At 65.3% G+C, this 15,842-nt stretch carries 11 protein-coding genes; 9 read left to right on the top strand and 2 right to left on the bottom strand.

Annotated elements, in window-relative coordinates; all coding sequences use genetic code 11:
• Window positions 1-12: 12 nt before the first annotated feature.
• Both IB275_RS28465 and glnA read right to left on the bottom strand, forming a co-directional pair.
• A complete protein-coding gene (locus IB275_RS28465) occupies window positions 13-423 on the bottom strand; it encodes a hypothetical protein (RefSeq protein ID WP_192293279.1) in 411 nt (136 codons plus the stop codon).
• A 120-nt stretch (window positions 424-543) separates the two neighbouring features.
• Entirely contained in the window at window positions 544-1,953 is a 1,410-nt protein-coding gene (gene glnA / locus IB275_RS28460) for a glutamate--ammonia ligase (RefSeq protein ID WP_045215805.1), read from the bottom strand.
• Between the two features lie 331 nt (window positions 1,954-2,284).
• Here glnA and thiI point away from each other — a divergent pair, with 331 nt between their 5' ends.
• The 9 genes from thiI (at window position 2,285) to IB275_RS28415 (ending at window position 15,794) form a co-directional block, all read left to right on the top strand.
• Entirely contained in the window at window positions 2,285-3,739 is a 1,455-nt protein-coding gene (thiI, locus tag IB275_RS28455) for a tRNA uracil 4-sulfurtransferase ThiI (RefSeq protein WP_192293277.1), read from the top strand.
• Window positions 3,740-3,909: 170 nt separating this feature from the next.
• On the top strand, window positions 3,910-5,730 hold the full coding sequence (typA, locus tag IB275_RS28450) for a translational GTPase TypA (protein WP_138523659.1): 1,821 nt from the start codon (window positions 3,910-3,912) through the stop codon (window positions 5,728-5,730).
• A 201-nt stretch (window positions 5,731-5,931) separates the two neighbouring features.
• The gene (locus tag IB275_RS28445) at window positions 5,932-9,645 is read left to right on the top strand and encodes a DUF2339 domain-containing protein (protein ID WP_192293275.1); all 3,714 of its coding nucleotides are present in this window, start codon (window positions 5,932-5,934) and stop codon (window positions 9,643-9,645) included.
• On the top strand, window positions 9,642-11,006 hold the full coding sequence (locus IB275_RS28440) for a DUF3999 domain-containing protein (RefSeq protein WP_192293273.1): 1,365 nt from the start codon (window positions 9,642-9,644) through the stop codon (window positions 11,004-11,006). Before IB275_RS28445 ends, IB275_RS28440 begins: the two co-directional genes overlap by 4 nt.
• A 100-nt stretch (window positions 11,007-11,106) precedes the next feature.
• Window positions 11,107-13,014, top strand: a complete 1,908-nt coding sequence (gene estP / locus IB275_RS28435; protein ID WP_192293271.1) for an esterase EstP — start codon at window positions 11,107-11,109, stop codon at window positions 13,012-13,014.
• Window positions 13,015-13,246: 232 nt separating this feature from the next.
• A complete protein-coding gene (locus IB275_RS28430) occupies window positions 13,247-14,260 on the top strand; it encodes a class 1 fructose-bisphosphatase (RefSeq protein ID WP_045215817.1) in 1,014 nt (337 codons plus the stop codon).
• The gene (locus tag IB275_RS28425; protein ID WP_192293269.1) at window positions 14,260-14,865 is read left to right on the top strand and encodes a DUF924 family protein; all 606 of its coding nucleotides are present in this window, start codon (window positions 14,260-14,262) and stop codon (window positions 14,863-14,865) included. Before IB275_RS28430 ends, IB275_RS28425 begins: the two co-directional genes overlap by 1 nt.
• A 73-nt stretch (window positions 14,866-14,938) precedes the next feature.
• Window positions 14,939-15,193, top strand: a complete 255-nt coding sequence (gene bamE, locus IB275_RS28420) for an outer membrane protein assembly factor BamE domain-containing protein (RefSeq protein WP_081515360.1) — start codon at window positions 14,939-14,941, stop codon at window positions 15,191-15,193.
• A 37-nt stretch (window positions 15,194-15,230) separates the two neighbouring features.
• Window positions 15,231-15,794, top strand: coding sequence for a lipocalin family protein (locus IB275_RS28415; protein ID WP_192293267.1), 564 nt, complete (start codon window positions 15,231-15,233; stop codon window positions 15,792-15,794).
• Window positions 15,795-15,842 lie beyond the last annotated feature (48 nt).

Here is a 15,842-nt window from a genome sequence, read left to right as displayed (position 1 = left end):
TCCCGGAGGACTTCAGGGCATCTTCAGCGCACGGCAGGTGCGGCGCAGGTCACGATCGTCGATGCCTTCGCAATCAGCCGCGGTGCCGCTGGTCATCGCTCGACAGGTGCGGCGCATGTCGCGGTCATCAATGCTTTCGCAGTCGCCGGGGTTGTTGGTGACGATGGCCTGGCATTGCCGGCTGGTGTCACGGTCATGGATGTCGCTGCAATCGGTCCTGCCATTGTCGGGCGCAACCTTCGCCTCGCAGTACCGTCGGAGGTCACGGTCGCCAATGCTGTTGCAGTCCGTGATGCTGCCGCTCCTCACCGCCTCGCACATTCGTTGCAAGTCGCGATCTCGCACATCGTTGCAATCGGTCTGCGCGTGAGCGGAAAGCGGCAGGCAGAACAGCAGGGGCAGAATTCGGGACAAATGGTGCATCGAAACCCTTCCTGGGTAGTGGCGTCGGAGTGAAATCTAGTCATGGTCGATGCGGCCGGCAATAAAAAAGGCCTCCCGAAGGAGGCCTTAATGCTGTCGCTATTTATAGGTATTCGTGGATCAGACGCTGTAGTACAGGTCGTATTCCAGCGGGTGCACGAAGGTGCGCACCTTGATTTCTTCTTCCGACTTCAGCTCGATGTAGGCATCGATGAACTCGTCGGTGAACACGCCGCCCTTGGTCAGGAACGCACGGCCCTTGTCGAGTTCTTCCAGCGCCTCTTTCAGGCTGCCGCAAACCTGCGGGATTTCCTTCGCCTCTTCCGGCGGCAGGTCGTACAGGTTCTTGTCGGCGGCATCGCCGGGGTGAATCTTGTTCTGGATGCCGTCCAGGCCGGCCATCAGCAGAGCGGCGAAGCACAGGTAGGGGTTGGCAGCCGGGTCCGGGAAGCGCGCTTCGATGCGGCGGGCTTTCGGGCTGGAGACGTACGGGATACGGATCGAGGCGGAACGGTTACGGGCCGAGTAGGCCAGCATGACCGGGGCTTCGAAGCCCGGAACCAGACGCTTGTAGGAGTTGGTAGCCGGGTTGGTGAAGCCGTTCAGGGCCTTGCCGTGCTTGATGATGCCGCCGATGAAGTACAGGGCGGTGTCGGACAGGCCGGCATAGCCTTCGCCAGCGAAGGTGTTCTTGCCATCCTTGGAGATGGACATGTGAACGTGCATGCCCGAGCCGTTGTCGCCGTACAGCGGCTTCGGCATGAAGGTCACGGTCTTGCCGTAGGCGTCGGCAACGTTGTGGATGCAGTACTTCAGGGTCTGAACTTCGTCAGCCTTGGCAACCAGGGTGTTGAACTTCACGCCGATTTCGTTCTGGCCGGCAGTCGCCACTTCGTGGTGGTGAACTTCGATGACCAGGCCCATTTCTTCCATGGCGTTGCACATGGCAGTACGGATTTCGTGGTCGTGGTCGACCGGCGGTACCGGGAAGTAGCCGCCCTTGACGCCTGGACGGTGGCCTTTGTTGCCGGTCTCGATGTCAGCGTCGGTGTTCCAGGAAGCCTGCTCGGAGAAGATCTTGAACATCGAGCCAGAGATGTCGGACTTGAACTTCACTTCGTCGAAGATGAAGAACTCCGGCTCCGGGCCGACGAATACGGTGTCACCGATACCGGTGGACTTCAGGTATTCCTCGGCGCGCTTGGCGATGTTGCGCGGGTCGCGCTCGTAGCCTTGCATGGTGCTCGGCTCGATGATGTCGCAAACGATGATCAGGGTCGGCTCTTCGGTGAACGGGTCGAGCACGGCGGTGCTGTCGTCCGGGAGCAGGATCATGTCGGAGGCTTCGATGCCCTTCCAGCCTTCGATGGAGGAGCCATCGAACATCTTGCCGGCTTCGAAGAACTCGTCGTCCAGCGCGTCGCGGGCGGGCATGGTGACGTGCTGCTGCTTGCCTTTGGTATCGGTGAAGCGCAGGTCAACCCACTTCACGTCATGATCTTTGATCAGTTGTTGCGACTTGTACGACATGCTGTCCTCCAGGAGGGATTAGAGCTGGGAGCTTTCTGTGCCCCAGTAACGGGTGATGCCGGCCGGCATAGTCGGCCAGGGCAACCTGCCTCACAAGAGAGCAAGTTGCGTGCCAGTGCCCGTAAACGGGCAGGGGCCCTGAAATCACGGGGTGTAGCGGGTGTTGCAGAGAATTGCGCGATAATAGTGCACCGCTTTGGTGCTCCATCGTGGTGCGTCAGTCCATTTTGGTGCATCAAAAAGAAAGTCTCCGATTTCTGCTCAAGTCTTGAGCAATTTCGGATATAATTCCGCCCCTTTTTTTCAGTCCCATGGCAATCGCCCGATCCGCATGAAACTCATCGTCAAGGTCTTCCAGGAAATCACCATCAAGAGCCGGCCGGTGCGCAAGCGCTTCATCCGCCAGCTGGCGAAGAACATTCGCACGGTGCTCCGCGATCTCGATCCCGAGCTGCTGGTCGAAGGCGAGTGGGACAACCTCGAGGTCGAGACCAAGGTCACCGACCCGAAAGCCCTGCGCGAGATGATCGAGCGCCTGACCTGCACGCCGGGCATCGGCCACTTCCTGGAAGTGCACGAGTACCCGCTGGGCGATTTCGACGACATCCTCGAGAAGTGCAAGGCCCATTTCGGCGACAAGCTGCCGGGCAAGGTCTTCTCCATGCGCTGCAAGCGCGCCGGCAAGCACCTCTTCACCTCCATCGATGTGGAGCGCTACGTCGGTGGCGGCCTGCGCCAGCATTGCGGCGCGGCGGGGGTCTCGCTGAAGAACCCGGAAGTGGAAGTGCGCGTGGAAATCCGCCATGACCGCCTCTACGTGATCCACGCCCAGCACGATGGCCTCGGCGGCTACCCGCTGGGCGCGCTGGAGCAGGTGCTGGTGCTGATGTCCGGTGGCTTCGACTCCACCGTGGCGGCCTACCAGATGATGCGCCGCGGCATGATCAGCCACTTCGTGTTCTTCAACCTCGGCGGCCGTGCCCACGAACTGGGCGTGATGGAAGTCGCGCACTACCTGTGGAAGAAGTACGGCAGTTCCCAGCGCGTGCTGTTCGTCAGCGTGCCCTTCGAGGAAGTGGTCGGCGAGATTCTCACCAAGGTCGACGACAGCTACATGGGCGTGACCCTGAAACGCATGATGCTGCGCGCCGCGAGCCGCGTAGCCGAGCGCCTGGAGATCGATGCGCTGGTGACCGGCGAGGCGATTTCCCAGGTCTCCAGCCAGACCCTGCCGAACCTCTCGGTGATCGACCGGGTGACCGACACCCTGGTCCTGCGCCCGCTGATCGTCAGCCACAAGCAGGACATCATCGACACCGCGACGAAGATCGGCACCGCCGAGTTCGCCAAGCACATGCCAGAATACTGTGGCGTGATCTCGGTGAACCCGACCACCCAGGCCAAGCCGTACCGCGTCGACCACGAAGAAACCAAGTTCGACATGGCCGTGCTCGATCGCGCCCTGGAGCGTTCCACCCAGATGACCGTCGACCGCGTGATCGACGAACTGGGCAAGGACCTGGCCGTGGAAATGGTCGACGAAGTGCTGGCCGGGCAGATCGTGGTGGACATCCGTCACCCGGATGCCCTGGAAGATGAACCGCTGGCCATCGAGGGCATCGAAGTCCTGGCCATGCCGTTCTACGCGATCAACAGCAAGTTCAAGGAACTGGACCCCAATCGCCAGTACCTCCTGTATTGCGACAAGGGCGTGATGAGTCGCCTGCACGCCCACCACCTGGTCAACGAAGGGCACACCAATGTGCGTGTTTACCGTCCGCAATAAAGGCGCGGACCAACGCCGCCAGCCCGGACTGTTCGGCGGCAGTATCCGCCACCGACCTCCCGACACATTCGGTGCGTAGGCTCACGCCCTGACCTTTTGCACCGCCGCGCCAAGGCCCGGCCCCCGCTGCCGAAAACGGCAGCCGAAGATTCACTATCGAGACTGACACTGTGATCGAAAAACTGCGCAACATCGCCATCATCGCCCACGTCGACCATGGCAAGACCACCCTCGTAGACAAGCTCCTGCGCCTGTCCGGCACCCTCGACCGCAAAGAAGCGGAAAACGAGCGCGTGATGGACTCCAACGACCAGGAAAAAGAGCGTGGCATCACCATTCTGGCGAAGAACACCGCCCTGAAATGGAATGACTACAGCATCAACATCGTCGACACCCCCGGCCACGCCGACTTCGGCGGTGAGGTGGAGCGTGTGATGTCGATGGTCGACTCCGTACTGCTGGTGGTCGACGCCCAGGACGGCCCCATGCCGCAGACCCGCTTCGTGACCCAGAAGGCGTTCAAGGCCGGTCTGCGCCCGATCGTCGTCGTGAACAAGATCGACCGTCCGGGCGCGCGTCCTGACTGGGTCATCGACCAGATCTTCGACCTGTTCGACAACCTCGGCGCCACCGACGAGCAGCTGGACTTCCCGATCGTCTACGCCAGTGCCCTGAACGGCATCGCCGGCATGGACCACGAGAAGATGGACGACAACATGGACGCGCTGTTCCAGGCGATCATCGACCACGTTCCGGCGCCGAAAGTCGACGTCGACGGTCCGTTCCAGATGCAGATCTCCCAGCTGGACTACAACAGCTTCCTCGGCGTGATCGGCATCGGCCGTATCGCCCGCGGCAAGGTCAAGACCAACACCCCGGTCGTGGCCATCAGCGACGACGGCACCAAGCGCAACGGCCGCATCCTGAAGATCATGGGTCACTCGGGCCTGCAGCGCGTTGAAGTCGCTGAAGCCGAAGCCGGTGACATCGTCTGCGTCTCGGGCATGGACGAGCTGTACATCTCCGACACCCTGTGCGACCCGCAGAACGTCGAAGCGCGCCCGCCGCTGACCGTTGACCAGCCGACCGTGAGCATGACCTTCCAGGTCAACGACTCGCCGTTCGCCGGTAAAGAAGGCAAGTTCGTCACCAGCCGCAACATCAAGGACCGTCTGGACAAGGAACTGCTGCACAACGTGGCCCTGCGCGTTGAGCAAGGAGACTCCCCGGAGAAGTTCAAGGTCTCCGGCCGTGGCGAACTGCACCTCTCGGTACTGATCGAAACCATGCGCCGTGAAGGCTTCGAGCTGGCCGTAGGCCGTCCGGAAGTGGTCATCATCGAGACCGCCGAAGGCGAGAAGCAGGAGCCTTACGAGAACGTCACCATCGACATCGAAGAGCAGCACCAGGGCTCGGTGATGGAGCAGATGGGCCTGCGCAAGGGCGATCTGACCAACATGATCCCCGACGGCAAGGGCCGCGTGCGTCTGGAATACACCATTCCGGCGCGTGGCCTGATCGGCTTCCGTAACAACTTCCTGACCCTGACCTCGGGTACCGGCATCCTGACCTCGACCTTCAGCCACTACGGCCCGATCAAGGCAGGCGAAGTGACCAACCGTCAGAATGGCGTACTGGTTTCCATGGCCACCGGCACCGCGCTGACCTACTCGCTGGAAACCCTGCAAAGCCGCGGCAAGCTGTTCCTCGGCCCAGGCGACGAGATCTACGAAGGCCAGCTGGCCGGCATCAACAGCCGTGACAACGACCTGGTGATCAACCCCACCAAAGGCAAGAAGCTCGACAACATGCGCGCTTCGGGCAAGGACGAAGTTATCGCCCTGGTTCCGCCGATCCGCTTCACCCTGGAGCAGGCGCTGGAATTCATCGCTGATGACGAGCTGGTGGAAGTGACGCCGAAGTCGATCCGTCTGCGCAAGAAAATGCTCAACGAGAACGACCGCAAGCGCTACGAGCGCGCCAAGGTCTGATTCGACTGGTAGCAAGGAAAAGCCGGGCATTTGCCCGGCTTTTTCGTTTCTGCGTAGCCGAAAGGCTGTGTCCGACGTCTGATTCGATGAAGCTGAGAGTTAGTGGACGCAGGCCAGGGAACTGGGCCGATATACTCAGCCTGCCGGGCCTTGCTGCCCGGTTCGGGATGGATTCGCACAGAACCTCAAGGATTCGAAAGCATGCAATGGATTTTCATGCTGGTCGGCCTGGTCATCGGCGCCGCTGCGGGCGAGTCGATCGCCGGGGCGGTATTGGGCGCGGTGGTTGGCCTCGCGCTGGGACAGACCTTCGCGCTGCACAGCCTGCAGCGGGAGAACGCCAGCCTTCGCGGTGAGCTGAAGGCCTTTGGCGAGCGCTTCGACCAGGGCACCAAGGCCTTGTATGAGCGGCTGCTGCAGGTGGAACGTGGCGCGAGCGGGCAGACGCCGCCGGCCGTTGTCGAGTACGTTGCACCGGAAATGCCGGTTGCGCCGACCGTAGTCCAGCCCGAGGACGAGGCACCCGTCAGCGAACCCGCTGCCACCGAGCTTGATTGGAACATCGAGCTGCCCGCCGACGAGCTGGCGCCGGCCGCTGCCGCTGCCGCGCGGGTGGAAGAGCCCATCGAGTGGTCCGACCTGGTGCTCGAACCGATGCAAAGGCCCGCCTTCCAGGCTCGCGCCGAGGAGTCCGAGGCCCATCCGCAGCCGACTCCTGCCGCCCCACCGCTGCCACCATCTCCGCCCGCGCCGTCCCTGTTCGACCGCGCCTTCGGCGCCGCCCGCGACTGGCTGCTGGGCGGCAACACCGTGCTGCGCGTCGGCGTTGTGCTGCTGTTCCTCGGCCTGGCCTTCCTGCTGCGCTACGCCACCGAAGGCATGACCATGCCGCCGCAAGGCCCTTACATCGGCACCGCCGCCGCCGCGCTGGCGCTGCTCGGGCTCGGCTGGTGGTTGCGTCATCGTCGCCCGGCCTATGCCTTGGTACTCCAGGGTACCGGCGTCGCGGTGCTCTACCTGACGGTGTTCGCCAGCATCAAGCTGTACCCGGCGATGAACCATGGCGAAGTGCTGATCGACCCGAAAGCCGGCTTCGTGCTGCTGGTGGCGGTCACCCTGTTCTCGGCGATCCTCGCCATCCTGCAGGACGCCTTGGGCCTGGCCGCCGCCGCGGCGCTGGGTGGTTTCGCCGCGCCGATCCTGGCGTCCACCGGCGGTGGCAGCCATGTCGCGCTGTTCAGCTACTTCGCCCTGCTCAACGCCGGCATCTTCGCCATCGCCTGGTTCAAGGCCTGGCGCATGCTCAACCTGATCGGTTTCTTCGGCACCTTCGGCATCGGCCTGGCCTGGGGGCTGCGGTCATACAAGCCGGAGCTGTTCGGCACGACCGAGCCGTTCCTGATCCTGTTCTTCCTCACCTACGTCGCCATCGGCCTGCTGTTCGCCCGCCGTCGCCTGCGCGAGGCGGCTGGCGCGCCGGAGGACGACTCCCGCGAGGCGCTGCTGCGCTGGTCGGCGCGGCAGACCGACTACGTCGACGGCACCGTGCTGTTCGGCACGCCGCTGGTGGGCTTCGGCCTGCAGTACGGAATCATCCAGCACCTCGAGTTCGGTGCGGCGTTCAGCGCCCTGGCGCTGGGCCTGTTCTATATGGTGCTTGCCCGCCTGCTCGCCGGGCGCACCGCCGGCCGCGCGCTGCTGCTGGTGGAAACCTGCCTGGCGCTGGGCGTGGTGTTCGGCACGCTGGCGATCCCGCTGGGTCTGGACGCACGCTGGACCTCCGCCGCCTGGGCCGTGGAAGGCGCCGGCATCTTCTGGCTCGGCTTGCGCCAGCAGCGGCCGCTGGCGCGGATTTTCGCCTTGCTGTTGCAAATCGGTGCCGCGCTGGCCTTCCTCGGCGAACTGCGTGCCGTCCCGCAGTCGCTGACGCTGCTCGACGGCGCACCGCTGGGCGCGTTGATGCTCGGTGTAGCGCTGCTGTTCAGCTTCTGGAATCTGCGCGGTGCCGATGCGCAGACCCTGCGCAGCTGGGAGCCGAACGCCCGCCCGGTGCTGGCGGCCTTCGGTCTGGCATTCCTTTACCTGATCGCGCCGCTGCTGATGGGGGCGGACGGCACGGCCATGACCTGGGCCGTCGCCGGGCTGGCGACACTGTTCGCCGCGCTGCGCCTGCGTTCGCGCACCTTCCTGGCCTGCGCCTTTGCGGTGCAATTGCTGGGCGGTGCGGTGTTCCTCCTGCATCTGCACGGCGCGCAGGAGGGCAGTGGTGTGCTTGGCTCGGGATGGCGCGGGCTGGTGACTGCCTCGCTGATCGGCCTGGCGCTGATCGCCGCCATGCTCATCGCCTCGCGCGATTCACTGGTACGTGACGACCGCCGGCTGATGCTCGGCCTGAGTGTGGTTCTGCTGCTGGGCCTGGCCTTCATCAACCTCGCCGTACTCTTCGTGCTGCCTTGGCAGACCTCCGCCGCCGTCTGGGCCGGCAGCGGTCTGCTGATCCTCTGGCTGAGCCTGCAATTGCAGCAGCGCGCGGCCTTCGTCTTCGGCCTGGTGCTGCAGGTGATCGGCGCGGGAGCCTTCCTGCTCGGCGGCTCCGCACTGTTCGGCGACCTGCCCAGTGAAGGTCTGAGGCCGATGGCGCACATGGGCTTCTGGACCCCGGCGGTGCTGGCGCTGGCCGCGTTGGTCGGCGCCTGGCGACTGCACCGAGCCAGCGAGCGCGAGCGCAGCCTGGCGCTGGGTGGCCTTGGCCTGGAGCAACTGTCGCAACTTCTACTGGTGTGGGGCGCCGGCTGGTGGGCACTGACTGCACTGTGGGAGATCGCCCGATTCGTGCCGAGCGAGATGCGTGAACACACGGCGTTGCTGGTGGCAGCGGCCAGCGTCGGCCTCTGGTCGCTGCTGGCGCGGCGCGAACAATGGCGCGCGCTGGCGCTGCTGTGCCTGGCGCTGGTGCCGGTGTCGTTGGTGGCGCTGGCCAGTGCCTGGAACCTGCAATACCACCCGTTGGCGGAACTGGGCTGGCTCGGCTGGCTGGCGGTGTTCGCGGTGCATTTCTTCACCCTGCGCCGGCTCGCTGCACTGCTGCCGCACCGTGCGGCACAGGCAGCCCATGTGCTGGGCTGCTGGCTGATCCTCGGTGTGCTGGCGCTGGAGCTGCGCTACCTGTTCTTCGCCCTGGCCGAGCATTACAACGCCTGGCGCTGGCTGGGCTGGGCGCTGGTGCCGAGCCTGTTCCTCATCCTCATGGGCGGAGTCGCGCGCCTGCCGTGGCCGGTGGCGGCCTTCGAGCGCGAGTACCGCGCCATCGCCGCCGCCCCGGTAGCCCTGGCGCTGCTGGGCTGGTTCTGGCTGGTCAACCTGTTCAGCAACGGCGCGGCCGACCCGCTGCCCTACCTGCCGCTGGTGAACCCGTTGGAGCTGGGCATGCTCATCGTGCTGGCGGCGGTCTTCCAGTGGACGCGCCTGGGCCTGCCGCAATTGGGCGTGGCCGAGTCGACCCTGCGCCTGCCGGTGCAGGCGGTGCTCGGTGCTTCGCTGTTCGCCCTGCTGACCATGGCCGTGTGCCGCACCGCGCACCACTGGGGGAGCGTGCCGTTCGAGTTCGACTCCCTGAGCCAGTCCATGCTGGTGCAGGCCGGGCTGTCCATCGTCTGGGCGCTGATCGCCCTGGGCCTGATGATCGCCGGGCACCTGCGCGGCCGCCGCGACTTCTGGCTGGTCGGTGCGGTGCTGCTGGTCGTGGTGGTGATCAAGCTGTTCCTCGTCGACCGCGCCAGCGGCGGCAGCCTGGAACGCATCATTTCCTTCATCGGCGTCGGCGTGCTGATGCTGATCGTCGGCTACTTCGCGCCGCTGCCGCCGCGCCGGCCGGTGCCCGAAGCGCAACCGCAACAGGAGCAACCCTCCGCATGAAGCTCAAGACCCTCGTCCTGCTCGCAGGTGCCTGCCTGTCGGGCAACCAGGCCAGTGCCGCACCCACGCCGGCCGACTTCGCCCATCGTGTTCCGCTGGAGGTGTCCGGCGACGGTCCGTGGTACCGCGTGCAATTGCCTATCGAGGTGCTGTTCGCGGCCCGCCATGGCGACCTGCGAGACGTGCGCATCTTCAATGCCGAAGGCGAGGCGCTGCCCTACAGCCTGCGCACCAGCGCGGCCAGCGAGAAGGAGGTGCGCAGCGAAGTGCAGGCGCGCATCTTCCCGCTGCGCGGTGCTTCCGGCAGCGCGGCCGGCGACAACCTGAAGATCGTCCGCAGCACCACCGGCACCATCCTCGAAATCACTCCGAACGCGCCTGCTCAGGACAAGACCCAGGTACTGCGCGGCTGGCTGCTGGAAACCGGCTCCGGCGATTTGCCGCTGGACCGCCTGCTGCTGGACTGGACGGCGGACAGCGACGGCTTCCAGCGCCTGCGCATCGAGGCCAGTGACGATCTGGAGCACTGGCGTTCCCTGGGGGAAGGGCAGCTGGCGCGGCTGGATTTCAACGGCCAGCGCATCGAGCAGAACGACATCGCGCTGCCCGGCCAGACGGCGCGCTACCTGCGCCTGTGGTGGGAGTCGCCGGAGCAGGCCGCACAACTGATCGGCGCCACGCTCAGTGGCAGCCGCAGCAGTAGCGGGCCGGTGCCGATGCTCTGGTCCGAGCCGCTGGCGGCCAAGGCCGACAATAATGGCGATTTCAGCTGGAGCCTGCCGCTGGCGCTGCCGGTAGAGCGCGTGCGGATTCCCCTGCAGCAGGACAACACCCTGGCGCCGGTGGTGATCTCCGGCCGCCATGACGGCAATGTTCAGTGGACTCCCCTGGCGCGAGGCGTGCTGTATCGCCTGCCGGGGCAGGGCGGCGAAATCACCCAGGAGGAGCTGGAACTGCCCGGCACCACCCTGGGCCAGCTGCGTCTGCAGGTGGATTCGCGCGGTGGCGGCCTCGGCGGTTCGACGGCGCACCTGAGCGTGGGCGTCCGCGCCAGCGAACTGGTGTTCCTCGCCCGCGGCGGCGCGCCCTATGAACTGGCGGTGGGCAGCGGCTCGCTCAGCGATGGCAGCCTGCCCCTGACCACCCTGGTGCCCGGCTACGAGCCCAAGCGCCTGGCGAACATGGGCGAGGCGCGTCTCAAGGGCACTCTGCAGGCGCCGGCGACACAATTGCCCGCCGATGTCGCGAAAACCGATACCCGCTGGAAACGCTACGGCCTGTGGGCGCTGCTGCTGGCTGGCGTCGGCCTGCTCGCGCTGATGGCGCTGAGCCTGCTGCGGAGCAATCGCCAGGCGAGCTGATCGACGCGGATCGCCGCAAGATAGGGGTGTCGCCTGTAGAAATTCTGATACTGTCTGGGTTGTTCTGATTACCAATAACAACAAAGCATGGAGTAGCAGAATGATCAGAAAGGCGCTCACCCCGCTGGCGGCTGCGTGCGCGTTGGCCATTGCCACACAGGCCTCCGCAGCCCCTTCGCCGTATTCCACCCTGGTCGTCTTCGGCGACAGCCTGAGCGATTCCGGACAGTTCGCCGACGCCGGCGGCCCTGCCGGCGCCAGCACCCGCTTCACCAACCGCGTCGGCCCGACCTACCTGGACGGCAGCGGCGAGATCTTCGGCCCCACCGCGCCGATGATCCTGGGCGGCAAGCTGGGTATCAGTGGCACCGACCTGAACCCCTCGACCTCGCTGGTCCCCGGCACCGTGGACGGCAACAACTGGGCCGTCGGCGGCTACCGCACCGACCAGATCTACGACTCGATCACCGCTGCCGGTGGATCGGTCGTCACTTCCGGTTCCACCAGCCGCACCCGTGATGGCTACCTGGTGAACAACCGCGCCGACCCGAACGCGCTGTACTACCTCACCGGCGGCGGCAACGACTTCCTCCAGCTGCGCATCACCAACGACCCCACCGCACGTGCTGCGGCCGGCCGTCTGGTGGATAGCGTGGATGCGCTGCATAACGCGGGGGCGCGCTACATCATGGTCTGGCTGCTGCCCGACCTCGGCCAGACCCCGGCCACCAACGGCACCGCGCTGGAATCCTTCGGGACCCAGCTGTCGGGCATCTTCAACGAGGAGCTGGTCAGCCAGCTGGCCGCCTCCGACGCCAACGTCATTCCGCTGAACATCCCGGCGATGTTCAAGGAAGTACTGGCCAACCCGGGCGCCTACGGCCTGGCCACCGACCAGAACCTGATCGGCACCTGCTTCAGTGGCAACAGCTGCCCCGAGAACGCGGTGTACGGCCGCCACGGCAGCAACCCCGATCCGACCAAGCTGATCTTCAACGACGGCGTGCACCCGACCATCGCCGGCCAGAGCCTGATCGCCGACTACGCCTACTCGGTGCTCTCCGCCCCATGGGAAGCGACCATGCTGCCGGAAATGGCCCTGGGCACCTACAACGCCTACCAGGACCAACTTCGCAGCCAGTGGCTGGCGGACTGGGAAAACTGGCAGGGCACCGGCCAGTGGCGCGGCTTCGTCACCGGGGGCGCACAGCACCTGGACTACGACGACCAGGACAGCGCGGCCGACGGCTCCGGCTACGGTGCCAACCTGACCCTGGGCACCAGCTACCGCCTCGATGACGCCTGGCGTGTCGGCGGCTCGCTGGGCTTCTACCGGCAGAAGCTGGAGCTGGGCTCCGACGACTCCGACTACAAGCTCAACAGTTACCTGGGCAGCCTGTTCGTGCAGTTCCAGCAGAACCGCTGGTGGGCTGACGCGTCCGTGACTGGCGGCAAGCTCGACTACGAGGACGCCAATCGGAAGTTCTCCATCATCAACCACGAGGTCGAAGAGAAGGCCGATACCGACGGCAGCCTGCTGGCGTTCAGTGGCCGCCTGGGCTACGACATCGCCCAGGGTGGCGAGAACTGGCACCTGTCGCCCTTCGTCAGTGCCGACTGGGCGCGAGTGAAGGTGGACAGCTACGAAGAGGACAGCGGCCGCTCCACCGCGCTGGCCTTTGAAGAGCAGAACCGCTACTCCCGCCGCCTCGGCGTCGGCCTGCAGGGCAAGCTGGATCTGTCCCAGGACACCCAGCTGTTCGGCGAGGTCGCCGTGGAGCGCGAATACGCCGACGACACCCAGAACGTCGGGATGAACTTCACCAGCCTGCCGGACGTCGGCTTCAGCCTGCAGGGCTACACCCCGCAGAGCCACCTGCAGCGTGCCACCATCGGCTTCGCCCAGAAGCTGACCCCGGAGCTGTCGCTGCGCGGCGGCTACAGCGCGCACCGCAGCAGCGACGACCTGGCCCAGGGCATCAACCTGGCGCTGAGCCTGGACTTCTGATCGTCTGATCCGAGCGTCGCGGGGTGACGGGCGGTTGCGGCCGTCACCCCGCTTTCTTTCCAGTGCACCGCTCGCCGCGCGGCCGAAGGTCGCGGGGCCGATCGCCTTTGGGGAACTGCCCGTGCGCGGCGGGCTCCAAGCATTCGGCGAGCCTCTGCGCAAGGAGGCATCGCGGTCGTTTCCACGCTAGAATGCGCCCTGATTTTTTCCATCTTCTCCCCTGGAGTCTTCCATGTCCCGCGTTACCCTGAGCCGCTACCTGATCGAGCAGACCCGCAGTCACAACACCCCGGCCGACCTGCGTCACCTCGTGGAAGTGGTGGCCCGCGCGTGCAAGGAGATCAGCCATGCCGTGTCCAAGGGCGCGCTGGGTGGCGTGCTCGGCAGCATGGAAACCGAGAACGTGCAGGGCGAGGTGCAGAAGAAGTTGGACGTGCTGTCCAACGAAATCCTCCTGGAAGCCAATGAGTGGGCCGGCAATCTGGCCGGCATGGCGTCCGAGGAAATGGACCACCCCTACCAGATTCCGGGCAAATACCCCAAAGGCGCCTACCTGCTGGTCTTCGACCCGCTGGATGGCTCCTCCAACATCGACGTCAACGTCTCGGTCGGCACCATCTTCTCCGTGCTGCGCTGCCCGCAGGAATACCTGAGCCAGAACGACAGCCTGCGCGAGGAAGCTTTCCTCCAGCCGGGCACCACCCAGGTCGCCGCCGGCTACGCCATCTACGGCCCGCAGACCATGCTGATCCTGACCCTGGGCAACGGCGTGAAAGGCTTCACCCTGGACCGTGAGCTGGGCAGCTTCGTGATGACCCACGACAACATCACCGTGCCCACCAGCACCGCCGAATTCGCCATCAACATGTCCAACCAGCGCCACTGGGAAGCCCCGGTGAAGCGCTACGTCGACGAGCTGCTGGCCGGCAAGGAAGGCCCGCTGGGCAAGAACTACAACATGCGCTGGATCGCCTCCATGGTGGCCGACGTACACCGCATCCTGACCCGCGGCGGTGTGTTCATGTACCCGCGCGATTCCCGCGAACCGGAGAAGCCCGGCAAGCTGCGCCTGATGTACGAAGCCAACCCGATGTCCTTCATCATCGAGCAGGCCGGCGGCGCCGCCACCAACGGCCGCCAGCGCATCCTCGACATCCAGCCCGACAGCCTGCACCAGCGTGTTGCGGTGTTCCTGGGCTCGAAGGAAGAAGTCGAGCGCGCCACCGCCTACCACCAGGAAGGCTGATGAGCACCGCGCCCTGGCAGACCCTGCTCGACTGGTGGTTCGGCACTGCGCTGGATGCCAATGAGGTTGCCGCCCAGCGCAACGCGCTGTGGTTCGGCAAGAGCGGCTGCCAGGACGTGGACTCGGAAAACCGTTTCGGCGGCCTGGTGCGCCAGGCCCTGGACGGCGGGCTGCAGGAGTGGGAGCGCGAGCCGCAGAGCTGGCTGGCGCTGATCCTGCTGCTGGACCAGCTGCCGCGCATGGTCTTCCGCGATTCTCCGCGTGCCTACGCCGGCGACGCCCGCGCCCAGCAACTGGTGCGCATGGGCCTGCAGGCCGGTTTCGACCGCCAGCTGCCGCGCATCGAGCGGGTGTTTGTCTACATCGTGCTGGAGCACGCCGAAGACCTGGCCAGCCAGAACGAGGCAGTGCGTCTGTATGAAGCCCTGCAGGGCGAATCCAGCGAGAGCGAGAAGGTGCTGTTCGCCGGCTACCTCGCCTACGCACGCAAGCATCAGGTGGTAGTCGAGCGCTTCGGACGCTTCCCTCACCGCAACGCCATTCTCGGCCGCGACTCCACGGCTGAAGAAGCTTCGTTCCTCACGGAACCTGGCTCACGTTTCTGACTCCAACCCCGCGGCCGAACCGGTCGCCCTGTGCCAAGCTTGTTGGCCTCCCCCAAAAACAATGGAGTTGTCGATGTCCTTCCGCCGCCTCGCGCTCGTCGCGTTCTGTGTCGTCCTGGCCGCTTGCAGCAAAGTGAACCAGGAGAACTATTCCAAGATCAAAACCGGCATGGCCAAGGCTGAAGTGGAAAGCCTGCTCGGCAAACCCACCGAATGCTCCGGCGCACTGGGCGTTTCCAGCTGCACCTGGGGTGACGACAAGGCCTTCATCAGCATCCAGTACGCCGGCGACAAAGTGCTGCTGTTCTCCGCCCAGGGTTTGAAGTAAGAGCACTCGGGCAGGGCAGGCGGCCAAGGAGGAGAGAATGCGTCGATACACCCCTCGATCCCTCACCTGGCTGGCCTGCCTCGCCGCTCTGAGTGGCTGCGCGGGCTCCGCCCAGCAGCCACCGCAGACCGTGCAGGTCGACCTCAAGCGCTACGAGGGCACCTGGTACGAGCTGGCGCGCAAGCCGATGTTCTTCCAGCGCCACTGCGCGCAATCCGAAGCTCACTACCGCCTGCAGGACGATGCCAGCGTCGCCGTGACCAACCGCTGTCTGACCACCGATGGGCAGTGGGACCAGGCCACCGGCCGCGCCGAGGCGCAGGTGCCGGGCCGTACCGACAAGCTCTGGGTGCGCTTCGACAACACCTTCTCGCGGATCTTCCCCGGCCTCGCCAAGGGTGATTATTGGGTGCTCTATGTCGACGACGACTACCAGACCGCGCTGGTCGGCAACCCCAACCGCGAATACCTCTGGCTGCTCTCGCGCCAACCGGTGGTGCCGGACGCCACCCGCATGAAGCTGCTGGAGCTGGCTCACGAGCGCGGTTACCAGACCGACGACCTGATCTGGCGGGCGGGGGAAACCGCCACCGCGCCCTGACGAAAAAACGCCCCGAGGGGCGTTTTTTCATGGCCGGCCTTTCCCGAA

Origin of the sequence: Pseudomonas sp. PDM21, from assembly GCF_014852505.2 — a bacterium.
Taxonomy (GTDB): domain Bacteria; phylum Pseudomonadota; class Gammaproteobacteria; order Pseudomonadales; family Pseudomonadaceae; genus Pseudomonas.
Note: the sequence above shows the minus strand (reverse complement) of the source record. Positions and strands in the feature narration are given on the sequence as shown.

What these genes read in the sequence shown, in the direction of transcription:
- IB275_RS28465 (WP_192293279.1), bottom strand. Translation starts at nt 423, where the DNA reads ATGCACCATTTGTCCCGAATTCTGCCCCTGCTGTTCTGCCTGCCGCTT.
- glnA (WP_045215805.1), bottom strand. Translation starts at nt 1,953, where the DNA reads ATGTCGTACAAGTCGCAACAACTGATCAAAGATCATGACGTGAAGTGG.
- thiI (WP_192293277.1), top strand. Translation starts at nt 2,285, where the DNA reads ATGAAACTCATCGTCAAGGTCTTCCAGGAAATCACCATCAAGAGCCGG.
- IB275_RS28445 (WP_192293275.1), top strand. Translation starts at nt 5,932, where the DNA reads ATGCAATGGATTTTCATGCTGGTCGGCCTGGTCATCGGCGCCGCTGCG.
- IB275_RS28440 (WP_192293273.1), top strand. Translation starts at nt 9,642, where the DNA reads ATGAAGCTCAAGACCCTCGTCCTGCTCGCAGGTGCCTGCCTGTCGGGC.
- estP (WP_192293271.1), top strand. Translation starts at nt 11,107, where the DNA reads ATGATCAGAAAGGCGCTCACCCCGCTGGCGGCTGCGTGCGCGTTGGCC.
- IB275_RS28430 (WP_045215817.1), top strand. Translation starts at nt 13,247, where the DNA reads ATGTCCCGCGTTACCCTGAGCCGCTACCTGATCGAGCAGACCCGCAGT.
- IB275_RS28425 (WP_192293269.1), top strand. Translation starts at nt 14,260, where the DNA reads ATGAGCACCGCGCCCTGGCAGACCCTGCTCGACTGGTGGTTCGGCACT.
- bamE (WP_081515360.1), top strand. Translation starts at nt 14,939, where the DNA reads ATGTCCTTCCGCCGCCTCGCGCTCGTCGCGTTCTGTGTCGTCCTGGCC.
- IB275_RS28415 (WP_192293267.1), top strand. Translation starts at nt 15,231, where the DNA reads ATGCGTCGATACACCCCTCGATCCCTCACCTGGCTGGCCTGCCTCGCC.